Annotated in this window: 25 protein-coding genes; 19 read left to right on the top strand and 6 right to left on the bottom strand. The window is 48.9% G+C overall.

Annotation, left to right across the window (positions count from 1 at the left end; all coding sequences use genetic code 11):
• Positions 1-6 precede the first annotated feature (6 nt).
• Complete coding sequence (locus FW767_RS08555) at positions 7-1,080, top strand: hypothetical protein (RefSeq protein WP_147438769.1); 1,074 nt, start codon at positions 7-9, stop codon at positions 1,078-1,080.
• On the opposite strand, the gene trxA is transcribed toward FW767_RS08555, so the two are convergent.
• The 6 genes from trxA to FW767_RS08585 form a co-directional block, all read right to left on the bottom strand.
• Positions 1,064-1,543: a thioredoxin gene (gene trxA, locus FW767_RS08560; protein WP_121699358.1), complete on the bottom strand. Its 480-nt coding sequence runs from the start codon at positions 1,541-1,543 to the stop codon at positions 1,064-1,066. The genes FW767_RS08555 and trxA overlap by 17 nt on opposite strands.
• 95 nt (positions 1,544-1,638) lie before the next feature.
• Positions 1,639-2,574: a malate dehydrogenase gene (locus tag FW767_RS08565; RefSeq protein ID WP_121699357.1), complete on the bottom strand. Its 936-nt coding sequence runs from the start codon at positions 2,572-2,574 to the stop codon at positions 1,639-1,641.
• Between the two features lie 214 nt (positions 2,575-2,788).
• A complete protein-coding gene (locus FW767_RS08570) occupies positions 2,789-3,403 on the bottom strand; it encodes an L-threonylcarbamoyladenylate synthase (RefSeq protein WP_121699356.1) in 615 nt (204 codons plus the stop codon).
• A 2-nt stretch (positions 3,404-3,405) separates the two neighbouring features.
• Positions 3,406-4,341 carry a ribosome small subunit-dependent GTPase A gene (rsgA, locus tag FW767_RS08575; RefSeq protein WP_121699355.1) on the bottom strand — a complete coding sequence of 312 codons (936 nt, stop codon included), beginning with the start codon at positions 4,339-4,341 and terminating at the stop codon, positions 3,406-3,408.
• Between the two features lie 2 nt (positions 4,342-4,343).
• On the bottom strand, positions 4,344-4,757 hold the full coding sequence (locus FW767_RS08580) for a secondary thiamine-phosphate synthase enzyme YjbQ (protein WP_121699354.1): 414 nt from the start codon (positions 4,755-4,757) through the stop codon (positions 4,344-4,346).
• 66 nt (positions 4,758-4,823) lie between these two features.
• Positions 4,824-5,606, bottom strand: a complete 783-nt coding sequence (locus tag FW767_RS08585) for a glucose 1-dehydrogenase (protein WP_121699353.1) — start codon at positions 5,604-5,606, stop codon at positions 4,824-4,826.
• Positions 5,607-5,742: 136 nt separating this feature from the next.
• Between FW767_RS08585 and FW767_RS08590 the strand changes: the two genes are divergently transcribed.
• From FW767_RS08590 to FW767_RS08675, 18 genes are all read left to right on the top strand, one after another.
• A complete protein-coding gene (locus FW767_RS08590) occupies positions 5,743-6,240 on the top strand; it encodes an RNA polymerase sigma factor (RefSeq protein WP_121699352.1) in 498 nt (165 codons plus the stop codon).
• Between the two features lie 22 nt (positions 6,241-6,262).
• Positions 6,263-6,703: a hypothetical protein gene (locus FW767_RS08595; RefSeq protein ID WP_148463829.1), complete on the top strand. Its 441-nt coding sequence runs from the start codon at positions 6,263-6,265 to the stop codon at positions 6,701-6,703.
• Positions 6,704-6,715: 12 nt separating this feature from the next.
• Positions 6,716-7,162, top strand: a complete 447-nt coding sequence (locus FW767_RS08600) for a DUF6108 family protein (RefSeq protein WP_121699350.1) — start codon at positions 6,716-6,718, stop codon at positions 7,160-7,162.
• Positions 7,163-7,175: 13 nt separating this feature from the next.
• Positions 7,176-8,051 (top strand): hypothetical protein, encoded by an 876-nt coding sequence (locus FW767_RS08605; protein WP_147438768.1) that lies wholly within the window; start codon positions 7,176-7,178, stop codon positions 8,049-8,051.
• A 17-nt stretch (positions 8,052-8,068) separates the two neighbouring features.
• Positions 8,069-8,935, top strand: coding sequence for a hypothetical protein (locus FW767_RS08610; protein WP_147438767.1), 867 nt, complete (start codon positions 8,069-8,071; stop codon positions 8,933-8,935).
• Between the two features lie 54 nt (positions 8,936-8,989).
• Complete coding sequence (locus FW767_RS08615; RefSeq protein ID WP_205523874.1) at positions 8,990-9,796, top strand: DNA/RNA non-specific endonuclease; 807 nt, start codon at positions 8,990-8,992, stop codon at positions 9,794-9,796.
• The gene (gene mnmE, locus FW767_RS08620; RefSeq protein ID WP_317133125.1) at positions 9,793-11,283 is read left to right on the top strand and encodes a tRNA uridine-5-carboxymethylaminomethyl(34) synthesis GTPase MnmE; all 1,491 of its coding nucleotides are present in this window, start codon (positions 9,793-9,795) and stop codon (positions 11,281-11,283) included. Before FW767_RS08615 ends, mnmE begins: the two co-directional genes overlap by 4 nt.
• A 280-nt stretch (positions 11,284-11,563) precedes the next feature.
• The gene (locus FW767_RS08625; RefSeq protein WP_150980495.1) at positions 11,564-12,328 is read left to right on the top strand and encodes a helix-turn-helix domain-containing protein; all 765 of its coding nucleotides are present in this window, start codon (positions 11,564-11,566) and stop codon (positions 12,326-12,328) included.
• Positions 12,329-12,430: 102 nt separating this feature from the next.
• Positions 12,431-13,543 (top strand): site-specific integrase, encoded by a 1,113-nt coding sequence (locus FW767_RS08630; RefSeq protein WP_150980498.1) that lies wholly within the window; start codon positions 12,431-12,433, stop codon positions 13,541-13,543.
• A 220-nt stretch (positions 13,544-13,763) separates the two neighbouring features.
• Complete coding sequence (locus FW767_RS08635; protein ID WP_150980500.1) at positions 13,764-14,564, top strand: hypothetical protein; 801 nt, start codon at positions 13,764-13,766, stop codon at positions 14,562-14,564.
• A 108-nt stretch (positions 14,565-14,672) separates the two neighbouring features.
• Positions 14,673-15,050, top strand: coding sequence for a helix-turn-helix domain-containing protein (locus tag FW767_RS08640; protein ID WP_168355127.1), 378 nt, complete (start codon positions 14,673-14,675; stop codon positions 15,048-15,050).
• Positions 15,047-16,846, top strand: a complete 1,800-nt coding sequence (locus tag FW767_RS08645) for a virulence-associated E family protein (protein ID WP_235898090.1) — start codon at positions 15,047-15,049, stop codon at positions 16,844-16,846. Before FW767_RS08640 ends, FW767_RS08645 begins: the two co-directional genes overlap by 4 nt.
• 171 nt (positions 16,847-17,017) lie before the next feature.
• Complete coding sequence (locus FW767_RS08650; RefSeq protein WP_150980503.1) at positions 17,018-18,085, top strand: hypothetical protein; 1,068 nt, start codon at positions 17,018-17,020, stop codon at positions 18,083-18,085.
• 175 nt (positions 18,086-18,260) lie between these two features.
• Entirely contained in the window at positions 18,261-19,280 is a 1,020-nt protein-coding gene (locus FW767_RS08655; RefSeq protein WP_150980505.1) for a relaxase/mobilization nuclease domain-containing protein, read from the top strand.
• A gap of 13 nt (positions 19,281-19,293) precedes the next feature.
• Positions 19,294-19,668, top strand: coding sequence for a plasmid mobilization protein (locus FW767_RS08660; protein WP_150980508.1), 375 nt, complete (start codon positions 19,294-19,296; stop codon positions 19,666-19,668).
• Positions 19,661-20,347, top strand: coding sequence for an anoctamin (locus FW767_RS08665; protein ID WP_150980511.1), 687 nt, complete (start codon positions 19,661-19,663; stop codon positions 20,345-20,347). The genes FW767_RS08660 and FW767_RS08665 overlap by 8 nt, the downstream gene beginning before the upstream one ends.
• A 130-nt stretch (positions 20,348-20,477) precedes the next feature.
• On the top strand, positions 20,478-20,711 hold the full coding sequence (locus tag FW767_RS08670; RefSeq protein ID WP_123615424.1) for a helix-turn-helix transcriptional regulator: 234 nt from the start codon (positions 20,478-20,480) through the stop codon (positions 20,709-20,711).
• A complete protein-coding gene (locus FW767_RS08675) occupies positions 20,711-20,908 on the top strand; it encodes a hypothetical protein (protein WP_150980514.1) in 198 nt (65 codons plus the stop codon). The genes FW767_RS08670 and FW767_RS08675 overlap by 1 nt, the downstream gene beginning before the upstream one ends.
• Positions 20,909-21,012 lie beyond the last annotated feature (104 nt).

Below are 21,012 nucleotides of genomic sequence, written 5' to 3' on the forward strand. Positions count from 1 at the left end.
ATAGTCATGATTAAACATTTAGTGATGTCAGCATTGATGCTGATGTCGTCATGGGCTGTGGCGTCGTCATGTACATCCGCTATAGTTGACCGACGTGTTGCCCGCGACGGATATGCTATGTTGTGGAAGCATCGTGATACGGGTAATGAAAATAATTTTGTAGCGCGGGTTAACGCAAAAACTGCAGACGACTTTGATTATGTGGCTCTGTTTAATGCCGGTGACTCTCTTCTTGCCGAAGCTTGGGCCGGAGTGAACAGTGCCGGTTTCGCCATAATGAACACGGCGTCGTATAATCTGGTCCCGGATACAGCTTCATTTCGTGATCGTGAGGGAGTGGTCATGACAGACGCACTGCGTAGTTGCCGTACATTGTCTGATTTTGAAATGCTGCTTGACTCGTTGCCTAAGCCTTTAGGCGTGCAAGCCAATTTCGGAGTGCTTGATGCCTCGGGTGAAGGTGCTTACTATGAGACTCATGACGGAGGCTATGTGAAATATAGTCTTTCCGAAGCAGCCTCAGGCGTGCTTTATCGCACCAATTATTCTTATTCAGGCGACTCGGTGTCGGGATTCGGATATATTCGCGAGTGCAATGCCCGGTATCTGCTGGAGCCTTACCGTTACAAAGGTGCGATTGCGCCGGAGACGTTTACCGAAGTGCTGTCGCGGAGTTTTTACCATTCACTTTTGGGCTGCGATATGGAGGAGTCGGGTCAAGAATGGATTGTCGATCAGGATTTTATACCGCGCAATTCGTCAAGTGCATCTGTGGTGATAGAGCAGCGAGGCGACGGATGTGCCGTCATGTGGACGGTCATAGGTTATCCTCCATGCTCATATGTGCTTCCTGTGACTGTCTATAGTGTGCCTTCTGAACTTAGGCCCGATGATGTTACCGGACGTAGTTCTCTTTGCGACGAGGTTGTCAGACGTAAAAATGAGGTTTTCCCTATAAAACGCGGAAGCGGGAACCGGTATATAAACCTTTCCCGCCTGCGTTATTATAATGATTCTTGCCGGGCTGTAAGTATGGCCCGCTATGAAAATTTCCGCCGATCTGTCAGCGCGGAGCGATAGTCGGCTCTGTTGAAGGCATTATTGCTTCGACTCCGGATATGAGTTCGTCTTCGGTCATGAAACCGATGTTGCGGTTTATGATACCTTTGGTGTTTACAAGGAGTATGGTCGGTATTGATTCTACACCATACTGCTTGGCTATGTCGGGGCATTTGTCGACATCAACCGATATAAAACGTACCTGTCCTTTATACTTTTCCGCCACTTTGTGAAAAATAGGTGCGAATTTTTTGCACGGAGGACACCATTCCGCCCAAAAATCCACAACTACCGGTGCAGGCATAGGCTCTCCGAATTCAAGAATGTCGCCCGGGCCGAGTACTATAGGTTTACCGCTGGCTTCAGCTATTTTTTCTTCGGTCTCTGCCGCTTCCTTGGCTTGCTTTGACGCGGAGTTGCATGATAATAGCGACATACCTGCTACAACTGCTGCGGTCATAAGAATGTAAGTTAATTTCTTCATAATACATGTATAAATGTTAATAACACAAACAAGGTGTTTCGTAGAATCGAAACACCTTGTGGTTAAATTGGTTCAAAAACTTCTTTGTCCGGTGCTTAGAGTGACGAAGCAAGAGCTCCGTTGGTATTGCGCACTGCGGCTGCGCTTTTGGCGAAGAGTTCTTTCTCTGCGTCATTGAGTTTTACGTCTACAATCTTTTCTATACCGTTGCGGCCGAGCAAGCAGGGAACACCTATGCAGATGTCGTTTTCGCCATATTCTCCCTCAACAAGAGCGGAGCAGGGTATGACACGCTTCTGGTCGTGAAGCACGGCAGCTACGACAGCAGCCGATGCCGCACCGGGAGCGTACCAAGCCGAAGTGCCGAGAAGACCGGTAAGAGTAGCGCCGCCTACCATGGTGTCGGCAGCTACTTTGTCAAGGGTTGCCTTGTCAAGAAGCTCGCTTACGGGTATGCCGCGATAAGTGGCATAGCGTGTCAGCGGTATCATTGTGGTGTCGCCGTGTCCGCCTATAACCATGCCGTCAACTTCATTGGGGTTGGCGTTAAGGGCTACGCTGAGGAAGTATTTAAAGCGAGAGCTGTCAAGAGCGCCACCCATGCCTATGATGCGGTTCTTGGGAAGACCCGAAGTCTTATGGATGAGATAGGTCATAGTATCCATGGGGTTGGATACGCATATGATTATAGCGTTGGGAGAGTGCTTGAGCACATTGTCGGTTACAGACTTGACGATGCCAGCGTTAACGCCGATCAGCTCCTCACGGGTCATGCCGGGCTTGCGCGGTATACCGGAAGTGATGACAACCACATCCGAGCCTTCGGTCTTTGAGTAGTCGTTGGTTACACCAGTCATGCGGGTGTTGATGTTGAGCAGATTGGCAGTCTGCATGATATCCATGGTCTTACCCTCGGCAAGGCCTTCCTTGATGTCGATGAGAACGACTTCGTCAGCTACATTGTTAGCCACCAAAACATTAGCGCAGGTAGCGCCTACGTTGCCGGCTCCTACTACTGTTACCTTTGACATAATTACTTGATTTATTCGGTTAAAAATTAAGATACAATTATTGTGATGCAAAAATAAGGAAATATTTCTTTAAATGAAAATTTTGCCTGAAATATAACAACAAAAAATATTACCTTACATAATGGGTCATGCAATCAGTGTTTGCGACATCGAATTGAAGATATGCCCATGAAAGTCGTCAGTGTATGGACGGTGTATATTACATAATTATATGTCAGATATTGAAGGGGGCGGAACTTTCACGGACTATGACGGGCTGTGAACTGTCGGTAAGGTCGACGACCGTAGACGGTACTATCGATCCGTCGCCGCCGTCAATCATGAGGTCTATGTCATCGGCATAGCGAAGGGCTATGGATTCCGGCGACACCGCTTCTTCAGGTTCGTCGATATCGTATTGTATGGAGGTTGACAGTAGCGGATTGCCGAGACGTTCGGCAAGAGCTGTGGCTATGGCATTGTCGGGAATACGCACTCCCACGACCTTTCTGCCCTTGAACACTTTGGGCAAGGCGCTTGCCGTAGGCAACAGAAATGTATAGGGGCCGGGCAGGTACTGTTTCAGATACTTGAATGCCTTGTTGTCAATACGAGCATACTCGGCGGCCTGCGATATGTCAGTACATATTATGGACAGGTTGGTTTTCAACGGGTTGATGCCCTTGATCCGGCATATGCGCTCTACGGCATGACCGTTAAGAGCATCGCACCCGATGGCGTAGAGCGTATCGGTAGGATAGATGATTATGCCTCCGTCGGTAAGAGTCCTGACCGTGATGTCAAGATATTTCTCGTTGAGGCTTGTGGGGTACATTTTTAGCGGTGTCATGGTCAGAAGGGTTTACGGTATTTGTCGGGATTGGTGTCATCGAGTATGCTTAGGTAGGAGTTGTAGCGTGACTCCGCTATGCGGTGGTCGGCAAGGGCTTCGAGTACGGCGCATCCCGGTTCATGGGTGTGGGTGCAATCGCTGTATCGGCAGTTGCAGGATATGTTGAATATCTCGGGAAAGAAGTGGGCTATTTCGTGGCGGTCAAAGTCTATTGTGCCGAAGCCTTTTATGCCCGGAGTGTCGATGACCCATCCGCCTTCGGGCAGGGGAAACATTTCGGAGAATGTGGTCGTGTGCATGCCGGTGTCGTGTATGTCCGATATGGCGGCGGTGCGCAGGTCGAGTTCTGGCATGAGGTCGTTTATGATAGTCGATTTTCCGACGCCGGAATTGCCTGAAAGCAACGATACCTTACCGACAAGACGGTTTCGCAGATTTTCGATGCCTGTGCCCTCTTTGGCCGAAATCTCAATAACGTCGTATCCAATGGAGCGGTACAGATAGGTTACAGCTTCGCAGTACTCATGCTCTTCGGGTTCTGTGAGCAGGTCGGTTTTGTTGATGACTATGGTTACCGGTATGCGATATGCTTCTGCCGTGGCAAGAAAGCGGTCGATGAACGTAGTCGAAGTCACGGGATGGGAGAGTGTGACGACAAGAAATGCCCTGTCGACATTGGCCGCTATTATGTGTGACTCTTTCGACAGATTGCTTGCTCGTCGTATTATGTAATTCTCGCGAGGCTTTATGGCGGTGATGTAGGCATTGCCGTCAGGGTTTACGGTTATTGTCACTTTGTCGCCGACAGCTATTGGATTGGTGGTGCGTATGCCTTTCAGCCTGAAATTGCCCTTGACCTTACAATTCACATCACTTCCTTCATCGGTGTGGACGATATACCAGCTGCCGGTATTTTTTATGACAAGTCCTTCCATGATTATTCGCCGATTACAGTTACAACTATCTTGCGCGGCCCTCCGTAGTCGCGGAACTCACACAGATATATGCCTTGCCACATGCCGAGATTCAGACGGCCGCCGGTAACGGGAATGGTGAGCGACGTCCCTACGAGTACAGACTTGGCATGAGCCGGCATATCGTCGGATCCTTCCATGGTGTGCAGATAATACGTCGCGTTTTCAGGCACCATCCGGTCAAATATGGATGCAAGATCGCTACGTACATCGGGGTCGGCGTTTTCATTAAGCGCCAATGCTGCCGATGTGTGTTTTATGAGCAGGTTGATAATGCCTTTTGACGGCAGCCCGGTCAACTCTTTCTGTATGTCGCCCGTCACGAGGTGAATACCCCTTTTTCTCGGAGCGAGTGTAATCTCTTTCTGTAGTACCATAATACAAAGATAGAGTAAAACGGTAACGGGGCAAAATCCTCGGGATGTTTTTTAAGGAGAGTAGGGTTATTCATCCAGAATCTGTTTGCCGCCGCCGTTTACGACAAGTACCTGACCGCTTATCCACGCCGATGCCGGAGCTGCGAAATATAGTATGGCTCCGGCTATGTCCGATACATTGCCAAGACGTCTGATCGGGGTGTGGCGCAGCATCTTCTCTTCAAGTTCAGGAGTTATGACCGATGCCAATGCATGGGTCCTGACAGCTCCCGGAGCTACGCAGTTGATGCGCACATCCATGGGCCCGAAGTCAAAAGCGAGATTGGCTGAAAGATGTGTTAATGCGGCTTTTGACGAGCCGTATATGCCCATATTGGGCTCGGTATTTGTACTGCTGATGGAGGTTATGTTGATGATGCTGCCATAGCCGGATTCGGCCATATGCGGCACTGTAAGCTGACAAAGCCTCCACGGTGCGAAGACATTGATTGAATATATACGTTCTACATACTCCCTGTCGATCTTGAACGGATTCTCACGGCCTCCTCCGCCAAGCCCGGCATTGTTGACAAGTATGTTGACAGTGCCGTAAATGTCGATGGTTTTCTCTACGAGCCTGACAAGGTCGCCATCTTCGAGCACATTGCACGCTATGGCTGTGGCTATACCGCCTTGTGCTGTGATTTCGTCGGCCGTAGTCCGGGCTTTGTCAGCCGACAGGTCGCTTACCATAACCGAAGCTCCTGCCGCGGCAAGAATGTTGCAGGCGCCTCGTCCTATGCCGTCGCCTCCGCCTGTCACTATGGCGACTTTGCCCGTGAGGTCAAAAAGTCTGTCGATATTATCCATAACAGCTTAAATTATATACTAACTATAACAATGGCTTTCGGGATATTGATTATGTTTGCGGTTAAAAATAATTGCGAATCAGTGTTACAAACCGTAAAGATGTGCGTTTACTCGATAGAAACGACAGAAACAGGCAATGGAGCAACATAAACTGACATCGACGTTTTTGAGGATTAGAGCGGGGCTCGGCCGATGTGCCGCGCGTATGCTCGGTGACGACGATGCTGTAGATGATGCTCTTCAGGATGCTTTTTTCAGGTTGTGGCAACGACGCGATACAATAAAAACCGAGAAGGATGCGGAGTGCTTGTCGGTTACCACGGTACGGAATGTGGCTCTTGACATGCTACGGCGACGAAAAGTAAGGCTTGCCGTGAGTATAGATGAAGCCGGCGATACGGCTGACTATGATGACTCCGAAGAACGAGAGGAGCTATACATGTGTGTAAAGGCGATAATAGACAGTCGTCTAAGTCCCCGTCAACAGGCAGTGCTTAAGATGCACGACCGTGACGGAATGGCGTACTGCGATATTGCTGAAGAGATAGGAACGACGCAGGAAAATGTAAGAATGATACTGAGCCGCGCCAGAAAGACGATAAGAGAAATATATAAGGAGACCCGATATGAATAGACATGAGTATAAACGACAGTCAATGCGTGAACTTGAATTATTGGCGGAACGCTATTTCGATTGCATTCTTGACGAAGAGGAAGAGGAGCGGTTTTTACGCCTGCTGGCTATGACAGACATGTCGAGTCCTGTTATAGATGAGGCTCGTGCTGTGGCCGGATATTGTGTGGCGGGGAAACAGCGTTCTGCAAAAACGTTTGTTCCGGTAAAAAGGCTGTTGCATGTTGCTGCCGCAATAGCGTTTATAATCATGGCGGGTGTGGGATACATAAGTTATGGCGAAATGCCCGAAGAGGAGTGTTATGCCTATGTCGGCGGACAACGGATAGAGGACGATGACGATGTGTTCGGTCTTATGCATCATGATCTGTCAGTGCTTGAGGAGGCTTCGGCCGATGTAGGACTTGATGTAAGGACACAGATGCAGATGATGGGCGATGTTCTTGAAACAGTTGAATTTTAAAAATGGTGCGATATGAAACTTAACGCATTGATATTGACTATAGCTATGTTGCCGGCCGTTGCAGCCGGCGCGCAGGAGGGGCTGAGTGTAAACGGCCTGTTTAACGGGCCATACCGTGACAACGTGCACGCTACCGAAACCGTGATAAGCGGGTCGGGGCTACAAGAGTACAATCTGTCGGTATACCATAGCCTTACTTTGTCGGGGATGTCCGATGAAGTGCCGGTGTTTGAGGCGGCGGTGCTGAAAGATGCGGCCGGAGCATTGGACAAGGAGGTGGCATTTCGCAACGGCAGACTTTATTACGGTTACTATACACTTAAACCGATGTCGGACGGTGAACTAAACCGCTATCTGTTTTATCTGAACCAACATGCGGTCGGCAAGGACAAACTGATACTGATATATATTGAAGGAAAGGCCGGACGTGCGGATGTGAAAAAAATGTTGAAAAAATAATATATACGATGCAATGGAACAAAGATTTGTAATGCTGCTTATGACGGCTTTGGCCGTGTCTGTATCGGCTCAACAGAATGAATCAGCCGATACCCTTCTTGTAGCCGATAAGGCCGAACAGGTGACCGTGGCCTCAACGGAAAACGGAGTGGTAGTGACAATCAACAATTATGACGGAAAAGCGACAGACTATATTTACAGTTCGCAAGTTACCGACAGTACCGTCGTTAATGAGGAGTGGATACTGAACATACCGGGATTTGTAAAAAAAACGCGCAGAAACAAAGGGGACACCTATGCGGTGAGCTATGGTATCTACATGGGCTTCATAAACACATTTGATACTCCTGACAATCTGAATCTTGCAGCCGGCCGCTCGATAGAGTGGGGTATGCTTAATCTGCTGGGATGGGAATACCGTCCGTGGCGCAATGGTCCGAGATGGTCGGCCGGTTTGGGCTTCGGCTTCAAAAGCTATCGCACCCACAAAGGCGGCACACGGTTTTACAAGAACTCCGACGGCGACTTTGTAGTAGATGACTATCCTGATGACACTTATGGACGTCACTCGCGGTTGCAGATATTTCACCTGAATGTGCCGCTGATGATGACGCAGCGTGTTTATCGCGGATGGGGAGTAAGACTCGGAGCTGTAGTTAATTTCAATCTGCATGCATCGGCCAATTCATGCTATGACTACGACGGTATCGAGGTCAAGGAGTCATACAAAAGGCTTCAACAACGTAAGGTGACGGTCGATTTCATGGCATCGGCCGGTCTGATTGGCAGTTTTGCAGTGTATGTGAAGTATTCGCCTGTCAGTGTCATGAAGTCGGGCTGTGGACCTGAAATTAAGTCGTTTTCGTTCGGCGTTATGCTCCCGATGTAATGCGTAATTTGAGGATTATGAAAAAGATGTTTGTCACAACGGTGCTTACTGCGGTTGCGATGTCGGCCGCGGCAGTGAGTGTAAATAAACCTGATACGATTATATCGGTTGACAACCCGGAGAAAATAGTGTTTACCGAGTCATCGGATGGTATTAGCCTCAGAATGAAACTTGCATCTGACAGTGTGGTTGAGTATGAATATGTAAGAGATGACAGCGATGTGTCTATATCGGCCGTGCGCAGGAAGCGTACGGGTTCCAACGGGCTATCGTTGCTGTATAAGACCGGACCCGTTGACTGGGATCTGATATTCGGTGGTGTCAGCGCGGGACTTGTGCATGCCGCAGGAGCGCCCTCCGGCATGCATGTCGAGGCGGCAAAGTCTTATGAAATTTCAGCTATATTTATACTCGGCCTGCGCGCTTACTGGAATCGCCATAATTGGCTTACTATCGGTATGGGATATAACTTGCGGGACTATGAACTCAATTCGACCGGTCGTTTTGTGAAGGCTGACGGAGCGATATCGGTGGAGCCTTATCCGGAAGGTGCTCATGCGGGACGTTCGCGGCTCAGGGCGGAGGCTATATCGATGCCGCTTATTTACGGTCATGATCTCGGACGGTATTTTTGTCTGCATGCGGGGCCGATTTTAAATGTGACTACCGGTAGCAGTCTCAAGACGACATATGAGGTGGGTCGCAATGAAGAGGGATATCGTGCCGGTGGCATATATGCACGTAAGATTACGGCAGACCTGTATGGAGCCGTGACTTACCGCGGTTGGGGACTGTATGTGCGGTATTCGCCGATGAAGCTGATAAAGAGTGGCTGCGGACCGCAGTTCTCGACCGTGTCGACCGGAATCGTGTGGGCGATGTAAAAATTGCCGGTTGGCGGCATAGCTTAGGTGAAAAACCGCTATCTTTGCATGATTATGAAAAAGAAAATAATGTTTGCATTTGCGCTATTGTGCGTTTTTTGTCGAAGCATAGCCGGATGTTCCGGCGATAATCCAGAACAAAGCGCTGCGCCTGAACACATAGCCGGGCTTGAAAAAGTTATTACCGCTGCCGGGCTGCCGGAGCAGATTGTCGGTTACGAAGGCATGCTCGTGTCGTTTAACAAGGATGCCCATGTGCCTAACTGGGTAGCGTGGGAACTGACCGCCGACGAGGTGGCCGGTACGGTGCCTCGTGCCAAAGATTTCCTTGTTGATAATTCGGTGGAAGGATGCGCCCTCCCGAAAGATTACTCTTATTCGGGTTATGACCGTGGACACATGGCCCCGGCAGGTGATATGAAATGGAGCGAGACCGCTATGCAGCAGTCATTTTACATGACGAATATATGCCCTCAGAATAATGATCTGAATTCAGGCGCTTGGATGCGTCTTGAGGAGAAATGCCGTACATGGGCTTTGGCCGACAGTGCTATCATGATTGTGGCAGGACCTGTGTTAAGTGATGAACTGACGGAGACAATAGGTGATACTGGAGTGGCGGTGCCCCGCCGGTTTTTTAAAGTGATACTTTCGCCCTATGCCAATCCTCCCAGAGGTATTGCGTTTATAATGGATAATGGCAAAGTATCCGGCGGTATGCAGGCTGCATCGGTAACAATCGATGAAGTTGAGCGAATAACCGGCCATGATTTTTTCAGCGTGCTTCCTGATGATGTTGAGGCGCAGGTGGAGTCGGAGTGCCGTTTCCACTATTGGAGTACACTAAAACCGAAAAAATGATGGAAGATACTATTTGCGCCGTATCGACTCCTCCCGGTATAGGCGGCATAGCTGTGGTGAGGATAAGTGGAAAGGATGCTGTGGCTATTGTGGACAAAGTGTGGCGAGGCAGAGAATTAAGCCGTGCGGCAAGTCATACGGCCCATCTCGGAGAAATAGTAGAAGAGAGCGGCGAAGTGCTTGATCAGGCCGTAGCCACGGTGTTTAGGGCGCCGAAGTCATTTACAGGAGAAGATGTGGTGGAGGTGTCGGTACACGGTTCGCGATGGATACAGCGCGAGGTTGTGAACCTGTTGGTGAGAAACGGTTGTCGCGTGGCTATGCCGGGAGAGTTTACGCGTCGGGCTTACGCATCGGGACGCATGGATCTCGCAGAAGCCGAGGCGGTGGCTGATATGATAGCGTCTTCGTCACGTGCTGCCCATCGTCTTGCCGTAAGTCAGATGAAAGGCGACTTTTCACGTTGTCTGAAAGAACTTCGCGACCGTCTGCTTGAACTTGCGTCAATGCTTGAGCTCGAACTTGACTTTTCGGAAGAAGAAGTGGAATTTGCATCGCGTGAAGCGTTGAAGGAGCTTGCGGCTCAGATATATGCTACTGTATCGCGACTTGTAGAGTCATTTTCGACCGGTTCGGCCATCAAGTCAGGTATACCGGTGGCTATCGTTGGGGCTACCAATGCCGGTAAGTCTACGCTGCTCAATCGTCTTGTAGGAGATAATCGTGCGATAGTGAGCGATATCCACGGTACCACTCGTGATATCATAGAGGATATTATGGAAATCGATGGATTGCAGTTCCGGCTTGTCGATACGGCAGGACTCCGTGACACTGACGACGTAGTGGAGTCGCTCGGCATAGAGCGCACGATGGAGCAGATAGACAGTGCGTCGATTGTCATTTGGGTTGTGGATTCAACATCCGGCCGTGATGAAATAGCCGATACGTGGGAACGAATACATGGACGTATACCTGAGGATGCGCACCTTATTGTGGCATGGAACAAAAGTGATGCTCTTGGCGATGGAGCTATGTATGCGCCGGAATGTTCGTTGCATAATATTATGACATCAGACGAGTCATCTGATTCTATGTCTTCCGGTAATGGAGGGGAATTGTCATCATCAACTGTCACGCAGCAGCTATCGGTGGACATAAGGCCTTTTGAAGGCACAGTAAGCGAGGTGCATATTTCGGCTGCTACCGGCTCCGGAGTAGAAGAATTGTGTGCAAAGTTAACAGACGCGTCAGGTATAGGAGAATGGCAGGATAGTATTGTCGTGACAAATGCCCGCCACTATGAGGCGCTCGTGCACTCACAGGAGTCTGTGTCACGTGTCATCGAGGGACTCTCCCATAACCTCTCCGGTGACTTCATCGCTCAAGACATCCGCGAAACCATCCATTATCTTGGCGAAATCACCGGCGAAATCACCACCGACGACATCCTCGGCACCATCTTCTCTCGATTCTGCATCGGAAAATGACCGGCAATTAAAGATAGGCAACTATAAGTATAGATAAGTATTAAGGCGTTCAGTTTGAGCGCCTTTTCTTGTGTCCGGCTGTCGGCTGTTTAATCGGTAGAACTCGTTTCTACCTGTTTTTCACTCCATTTTTGAACCACATTTGTTGCTCGTCTGCTATCCGAGTCAAGTCGCTCTACTCGGTAGTGGATGATGTTCATACTCGTTCACGCTCATTCAGGCATGTTCATACGGGTTCAACGAATTAGCTCAATGAGTGACACAATTTTAACTCAAAGTTATGGCAACTTCAAACATTAGAATCAAGAAGGTCTGTCAGTGGTGTGGAAATGAGTTTGAGGCTCAAAAGGCCACAACCCAGTATTGTTGTAAGCGATGTGCCGAGCACGCTTACAAAGAGCGTAAACGACAAGAGAAGAAGAAAATCACTGAAACTCTTGATTCGCTTACTGCTCATGAAAATAAGATAAACCAACTCTCCGGCCGAGACTATCTATCGGTTGCTGAAGTGGCGCAAATCCTTAATGTAACACCAAGAGCAGTTTATAATCTCATTTACAGGGGTACCATCAAAGCCTATCGCCTCACCTCACAATGGGCAGTAATCAAGAGAGCAGATATTGACGCAATGATCGAAGCTCGTCCTTATGAACGAAAACCGAAAGCAACGACAATCGCAAAAGATGAGAACGGCGAGGCAATAGCAGAGTTTTATACAACGAAGGAGATTATCGAGAAGTTCGGGGTGAGCAATTCATGGGTGTTCGCCCAAGGCAAAGCTCACAATATTCCGAAGGTCTACCACCGGGGGAAGACGCTTTGGAGCAAGGCGCACTGCGATCGGGTGTTTGCAGCGAAGCCCGAACCGCCGAAAGAGGATGACTGGATTTCATACTCTAATGTGCGGGCTGAGTACAATCTGACCCATGATCAGCTTCACAACTATGTGAAGTACCATGGTCTGCGCCGTAAGAAAGTCGGCAAGTATACCTATATATTGAAGTCGGAAATCGATGCGATTCTCCGTCCTCCAACGCTGAAATGAGGCAGGTTATCGGTTATCCGCAGGTTGCCAGCCTAACAACTTGATAGCCAGGAGATAACCTACAAACTTTGCCAAAACAAATCATTCAAAAACAAAACTCGTATGGATATATGCACTAAAGTCGCCTTGCGGCAGCGTCTTCTTGATTCGGGTAAGATCACGCTGTACTTCGACTATTACCCACCAATCCGAAACCCGAAAACAAACAAGATGCAGCGCCATGAGTATCTTGGAATCTACCTGTATGGCAACCCGACCAACAAGGTGCAGCGCGACTTCAACCAGGCTATGCTTGAGAAAGGGGAGCTTCTGCGCTGTCGCCGTCAGGAACAGGTGATTAACCGCCAGTTCGGTTTCATCGACCATAGCCAGCAGAAGGAGGATTTTCTCGCTTATTATGAGGAATATGCCAAAAGGCAAAGCAATACCAAATGGCGAATCAGCTACAAACATTTCCAAATCTTCACAGGTGGAAAATGCACCTTCGGAGAGATAACTCTTGACCTCTGCAACAAGTTTCGCGATTATCTCCTGAACGCCAAGCAGCTCAAACACGCGAAAAAGAAATTGTCCAAAAATGCCGCTTCAGGGTATTTTTCGACATTCCGCGCTCTGCTCAAAAAGGCTTACAAGGAGAAACTTCTGACCGAGAACGTCAACGACTTTCTTGAATACATCGAATGGGATGATGTCGTGAAAGAGTTTCTCAATCAGGACGAGCTTATCCGACTGGCCCAGACTCCCTGCGACAGCGACGTGCTTCGCAGGGCATCGCTCTTCTCCTGTCTCACAGGTCTGCGTTTCAGTGACATTCTCAACCTCGACTGGAAGAATATTCAGGAGATTGCCGGAATCGGACTATGCGTTGTAATCAAGACACAGAAGACAAAGACGGCTGCAACCCTACCGCTTTGCGAGGATGCCATAGAGCTAATCGGAGAGCGTAAGACAGGCAAAGTATTTCCCGGATTCAAAAAAACACTTACGACAAAACCTCTGAGAGACTGGATAAAGGCGGCAAATATCGACAAGCACATAACGTTCCATTGCTTCCGGCACACCTACGCCACTCTTCAGATGGCAATGAGCAGCAATCCCTACGTGGTCAGCCAGGCTCTCACCCATAAGAATCTTGAGACAACTCTACGCTACACGCATGAGGTTCCGACCGCACTGCTTGAGACTCTTGGCAAGATTAAAATCAAGCCCAAATAGAATGCACCTGATTTCCCCCTGAAATGACAGTAGGACGTTCTCACGTTTCACAAATAGGCAGATAATGGTCCGTTACCGCCCGGTAACGGACTATTTTGTGCTAAAAATACAGGAAGTTGCTAAAAGTGAACCGATATGGCTAAGAAAAGTGTCCAACATTTCGTTTTTAGCAATCAATCCTCTGTAATTTTGTCGGACAATTTCAAAATCTCACAATTATATGAAGAGCGACAACACATTGAAAACCATGACCGTATTAATCACCATTGTCTTCCTGATTATGGCAATGAAGACAGCTTATGCGGGAACCAACGGGTCATCCTCAAATCCGGGCACAGCATTGTTCTGGCTTGATGCCGCTTGGATATTCACTCTCTATGAAGCACCGTTTCTTTTGGCTGTCTTTGTGGCGGGACCGATGGTAAATGATGCAATGCCCGCAATTTTTGCAACCGGAAGAAAGTGCGCTGCGGTATTAAAACAAAACCTAAGTAAAACAGTTGACTCCGGCAACGCCCCGGAATCACTTAAAGCAGACGATATTGCCGTCACTTGTGATAGGCAGGGCGAAGAAGGCGAAGTATCAGTCGTTGAGAATGATAAAACTGCGGAGCTATCGGAAGAAATCATCGGCTATATCTCCGGAACTTTCGGCAATCTACTGTCGGACGAACAGATTGAAAAACTGCTCGACAATTTCAGGAAACTGAATACCTGCGGACCTTTCGAGGTTGTAGAGAAGCGAAAATTGCAGGGAGTCTTTGAATTTGACCTGATCCATTTCGCATGGAACGTGTGTCGTCGTATCCATAATCCTGATACTTGTCCGAAAATTTTTGGTTTTGCCACAGCCGAAATGATTAAAGCCTCATTCCCGCTGACGCTTCAGAACTATGCGGTCAGTACTATCAAAAGCCGACTCAAGGATTCCGACGCTACTACAAAGTTCCGACTTCAGATAATCGAAGTCAACCGACCGCTGGTGCCATATATATTTCCTGTGCCAGAAGAAGCCGGATAATATTCAGGTTATCGGTTATCCATTGGTTATCCGGATGATAACTGGATTGGAGGAATATAACCGATGAACTTTGCGGCACGATGTTCAAATCCCCCATCGTACCGCATTATGATTGAAAAACCAACATTCGAGGCAATGCCTCAGATTATGGCACGGCTTGAAGAAAAAGTCGATGCCCTGACCGAAACTGTCGGTAAACTACTGCAAGGCGCTATGGCTCCAATGGTCGTTACCGCTCCGGAAGAGATGGTAACAGTCAAAGATGCCGCCAGTATTCTTAGACTGTCTGTGTCAAGGGTCTATGCACTCGTTCAGGAGGGTCGTATACCATGCTATAAGCCAGGGCGCAACCTGCTTTTTCTCCCCTCCGAGTTAAGGAAGTGGATGGCCGAGGGGCTTCGGAAAGGCCAGCCTTCCATCGAAGAACAGATGGAGCAGATGACCAAAGGCATGCGCAACAGTGCCAAAGACAGGAGGTTCATATGAGCGTAGGTTACAAACTTCTGTCCGAAAGACATGATATGGAAAGCACCTTCTGCCGTGCTTATTCCTGCCGTGCCGCTATTGAAAAATTTCTGGCGGACCTATTCCTTCTTGATAAAACCACCGGGTTGTATGCCGCTACATACAACCCGGAAGTCACACTCGAAACAGACGAAGTTCAACAGATTGTCTGGATCAGTGGGGTCAACGCGCCCTGCAATGCATTTGAAATTGTAAGAATATTCAGGTTCGGAGACCTTGACAAATCTGTAAAGGAAGAAACCGCAACGAAACGTCGCCCCTCATATAAAGCAATGCTGCAACTCTGCGCCGAGGACACAACGGTAAAGCTCACAGTGATAAAAGACAAGAATAAATCAGTCAATGTAAATTCGGACGAATGGGAGGCGGCGCTATCGCTCAACGACAGGAATCAGATTGAAAGAACAGGTCAGAATATCAAACTGATTCTACTCAACGACCCACAGCTCAAAAAAGTGCGTTTCGACCGCTTTACCAAGCAGGACATTACCGACTGTCCAGACTTCTGCAATGAGCGAGACAACCGTATTGACGATGAATCGATAGGCAAGATTGCCATTTATATCGAGAATGTATACGGGCTTCAGCTCTCTCAGCCGCGTATTATCGACATGCTCAAAACCACATCAAAGGAACGTGGCTTCAATCCCGTGCATGAATTTATACAGAGTGCGACATGGGATAATGTGGAGCGCATCGATACAGTTGTAATCCGGTACCTTGGTGCCGATGACACTCCTCTTACACGGATGCAGACACGCAAGTGGATGGTCGGCGCGGTGGCCCGCGCTTTCAGTCCCGGATGCAAATTCGACCATATACTCACGTTTACAGGGCCGCAGGGTGTTGGCAAAAGCACATTCCTGAATATCATCGCCGGAAACTGGTTTTCAGATTCGTTCTCATTCGCTCACGACGATAAGTCGAAGATTGAGGATATCACTGGCGCATGGATTGTGGAAATATCGGAACTCAACGGCATGAAACGCGCCCATGATGCTGAGGCAGCCAAAGCGTTTCTCAGCCGGGTCCGCGATGATGTGCGCCCGGCATACGCCCGGAAGAGTGAGTCGATTCCACGAAGCAACGTGTTTGCCGCAACGACCAACGAGACAGAGTTTCTACAGAGCTGTAACGGCAACCGCCGCTGGTGGATTATCCCTATAAGGGGCACAGGAGAAGTTCGGGAATGGATTGACGCACTGAAATCCGAGGTTCCCCAGTTGTGGGCTGAGGCTTATCACTATTACACTGCCGAAGAGACGCTGTTTCTTCCTCCTGAATTGGAATCGGAGGCCAATCGGCGACAAGCTGAATATACCACTGCCGCCGGAGATGAATTGCTTGATGAAATAGAGGCGTTCTTGAACAGACTCGTTCCAAAAGCATACTTCTCATGGCCGCTCGGCAAGAGGGCGCAGTGGCAGAAGTGGGCTATTGATCCGTCATCATTTATCGATGACGAATACCGTCAGATAGGCACTGAACCGCTGACAATAGTATCTCCGAAGATGATAAAGTGCGAAATGCCGAACGATGCTATCCGGGCATCATTCCGCTATTCTGCCCAATATATCAACTCTCTCATGGAACATATACCTGGCTGGGAACGCTCCGAAAGAGAGAAAGTACCTGGTATGCACCCGGATTATTGTGGCGCCGACAGACGGGTTAAACGCCCCTGGATTCGTACTGAAATACCAAAGACACACCTCTCTCCTACTCTTGACTTCGATTGCAAAAACTCGCCATTCTGACCCGAATGTCCCAAATACCTTCCCTTACAATCCAAAAATATTTTGGCTTAAAGGGAAAGAAAAACAGAAAGCACAATACTACTGAAAATGGCTGTAATGTTCGGTGTTTTCCTCAGGACATAAGGACATTTGGGACAAAACCGATGATTATAATTTATAAACACACTACGAATGAACAAATTAAAGAAATTCACACCGATGGAGTTTGACTCTATCGTCCCGGTCGATGACCTATGCATGGCGGCCGGACTGGTCTGCATCTCACAAAGGAAAAATCTCAGACATTATGACCTTGGCAACGGCAAGGAACTTACTGTCAACAATGCCCGAAATGAGTGGGCTATGAAAAATCCTGACTGTTACGGCAGCGCGTCTCAACTCGCTGTCAAGCTCGGACTTGCAGGCGATAGCGACTGCTCAAAGGCTTCCGCTGAGGTCGAAAAACTTTATACCGAGCGTGAGACCACTTCCGCGACTTTCGGCTATACCGCAGTCAGCCGACCTGTCTGGGATTTCACAGATACCTGCCACCCCAAAGACCAGGAACTCGGCATGATGATGACACGCTACGGCCTGTCAATGGACACAGTGAAGCTCTATGCTCTTGAAGGCTCTTTGCCACAGGTCAAGGGGAACAAGCAGGAACGTGTCCTGGCAATGCCGGTGAGTGAAGGCTCAGATTGTTTCATGGCATTCAATGGCAAGATGTTCCGACAGATTGGTGAAGGGGGCATTAGCACTGTGGGGCAACGCCGAAAGGACCAAATCTGCATGGTGTATGAAAATCCGCTCGATTTCCTGACACTTATGGAATCCGCCACGCGCAATGGTGTTTATCCCCTTATGGCGCGACGTTATCATATCATTATCAACGGCAAGCGGGGGCTCTCCAAAGCTTGCGAATATCTTAAGGCCAATCCCGACTTCCTTGAAGTGCGCTGCTTCATGCCAGAAAACGAGTTCGGGAAGAAGGCTTTTGCAGCCATCAACGATGCCGTGAAAGGTACGGCAATTGACCGCACGGACATGTATCGTGGGTTCGGTTCCCTCTTCGCAAAACATCTTCCGAAGGTTCCGGAAACATACCGAAAATGGAAGTCCATGCGAATCGAAGTTGAAGAGAAGGAGACTCGCAATGTCAGACAAGAGCAACCTAAGCCGAAGCTCGACATCACGCCTCTTTTGGGCGGCGAAAAGAAGGCGGTTATCGACCGGGAGACGGGAGGGCGCAAGCTATGAGGTGTGAAGATGCTCCCGGAATTCGAGTGGCTCTGCAAGATGTGTTTTTGTCAGACACTCCGCTATCGCTCCGGCACGAAAAAACACCCTTGCAAGGGGAAACCCCTCGACCCGATTTGTCCGACAGACGATATGTGAAACCTGCGGCTTCAGCCCGCGCAAACCTTGCACTGAAATGAACGCGAGAGTTGGAAAATCGTCCGACATTTCCCACAGCCTGGGCTATGCGCAGAACCGAGACAAGGACGGTGGGATTCTGCTTGCCAACTTCACCGATATTGCTGCCACGCCGGAGGTACAGGCCCGCGACTGGATGGCAACCGCAAACGATTACAAGACCCGGTGCTATACGATAATCATTTCATTCACTCCGACCGAGACTTCTATGCTACGCTCGATGCCGGACAATGGTCGGGACAAGATCAGAACCATTATCCGAGACTTTCTTGATGAATTGTCGGAACGAGGCAATGACCTGACAGAGTGTCCCTACATCGTGGCGCGCCATGACAATACCGACAACGAGCACTATCATATCGTTATCCGCACAACCGATATTAACGGGAAGCGGTTCAGCGACAAGTTCATCAACAAAAACGCAAACCGTGCTGCCGCTTGTATCGCCTTGAAGTACGGACTGGAGGCACCACCAAAAGCTGCCGAACGCGAGAAGGCTCATCAGGAGGCTGAGGGTCAACGACGCAAAGAGAAAGCCAAACGTCACCATAAACCATCGGCATCGCAGTCGGAAATTGATGAGAAGATGCGTCGCAAGCGTGCTGTCGAGGAGGCTGCAAAGCGGAAGTCTATGCTCAAATATGTCATCGAGAAAGCTGCCAAGGACAACGGCTCGACCGATGCCTTCATTGCAGCTCTTGCAGCAGAAGGCATAACACTGACCCGCGATGAGAAGAAAGGTATCTGTGCTGTGATGACAGACTCCGGGGGCAAGTCCAGGAAATATTCTCTTGCCAAAGATTTGGGTATCGACATGGCTCTTATCCCGAATCTTTCAATTCAGGACAAGCCGGTTGTCAAAACGCAGAAATCTTCTCCCTTGAAGTCCATACATCAGCCACGGCTCAATGTCGATGGCTGTGGCAGTTCACGCAACGCCGAACATGAGATAAACGACGGTCGCAATTCCGATAATTCTGACGAGGAATGGAAACGCCGAAACGGACATAAAATGTAAAAAACCGAAAATTATGAAATTGAAACCATCCGCCCTGCGAAACAGCAGGCGAAAACCGGACAATCCGGAAGAAAATTTGACGGAGCGCATCACGTTCCGTCTCACCTCCACTGAAAAGAATCAGCTCACCATGAAAGCTAAAGAGCGTGGCATCAAGCTGAGCTTGCTCTGCCGCCTTATAGTCATGCGGCGCAGAATCCCTGACCGCTCACCGCAGACGCTCCAATGGTTCCGTGACCTTGTGGGCATGAAGAACAATCTCAACCAGATTGCACACCACCTCAACACTACAAAAGAGCCTGACCAATGGACTATTGAGGCTATACGCTTCATAGCCTCAGAAATAGACAAAGCAAAAACCACCTTGACCGACAGCAGCCATGAGTAATCCATTTGAAAAAGTGCCATCTTCGGCAGATGTGCCCGGCACCATCGACAAGAAAACGGTCTCTGCATTGTCAGGCATTGCCGACCGCCTCGAGAAAGCTGCCTCAAGAAACGAGACGATTGTCAAGAACGAGGAGGAGCTTGCAGGAGTAATATTCGACCTGCTCCTCGATGATGACGGTTCAGTCAAGGACTTCGGTCATGCAGCTGAGATACGGGGTCTGATTGACGAAGCCTGGAAGCAACAGGAGCGAGGCATAGCCAACCTTGGCGAGATAATCAGATCCATACCCACAAGCGTCAGGGCAGAACTTGGCGAGGAAGACCGGAAGCTGCTCGATTCCAATTTCAGGAGCTGGAAAGACGTGTTCCGGCTCTACCTCCCTTCCTTCGGCATCGTTGGGGCGATAGTCGGTATAATACTGACCGGAAGTATAATGCTCTCAAATTCTGCCTCTGACGCCAAGCGGGAATACGAACAGCGCATAAGTCAGCTCGAAAGGTGGTACGAAGACAATGCCGATGCCATAGCCTTCGGGCAATTCTACCGCGAGAACTACCCCAAGCAATACCGCCAATGGCACACCGGCCATTGGCAGCAGGACATCGCCTACCGCGACTCCCTCCGCCGCGCCCACTCCCTCGACCGCCTCAAGCGCCAATACCAATCCCATGACTGACCTCATCAAAACTCTACACCAAGCAAGCAACGTGCCTGATGTAGAGTTTTTCCATCCGTTTTCCTGCAAATAATGGCTCCTATCTCAGAAAAATTAGCTAACTTTGCAAATAACATCAAAGAATTATCACATGTCAACAAACAATATAGCTACTCCAACGGAACGAATAAATAGACTAAAAGTAGTCTTAGTTGAGCAAAATCGCACAGGTAAATGGCTCGCAGAGCAATTAGGCAAAAATGAAGCGACCGTTTCCCGTTGGTGCTCCAATGCGGCTCAGCCATCTTTAGAAATGCTTGTGAAGATTGCATCTATATTGAATGTTGACCCACGCCGACTGATTAATGGCGGTAATATTGAATAATGATGAAGGATATTCTATCATATGAATCGGAGATTTGGGCTTGCGCAGACCTTCTGATTTCTTCGGGTATCAAACAGAGCAAATTCCCCGACTATATGATGCCATTCTTCGCGCTCATTATGCTTGAAGGACGTATGCGCAATGAAATGCGTGATATTCAAGAAGCCGAGGGTATTGGAAAAGCCACTCTACTTTGACCCTTTTGGCCAAACAGAATTTACCCACCTTGGCCATAATATGATTGACCCTTTAAAGTCCTGGTGTTAGGGGTCAATTTTATTTTACCCTTTTAATTCTCTAT

The sequence above is a fragment of the Heminiphilus faecis genome (genome assembly GCF_008728965.1).
In the GTDB taxonomy this organism is placed as follows: domain Bacteria; phylum Bacteroidota; class Bacteroidia; order Bacteroidales; family Muribaculaceae; genus Muribaculum; species Muribaculum faecis.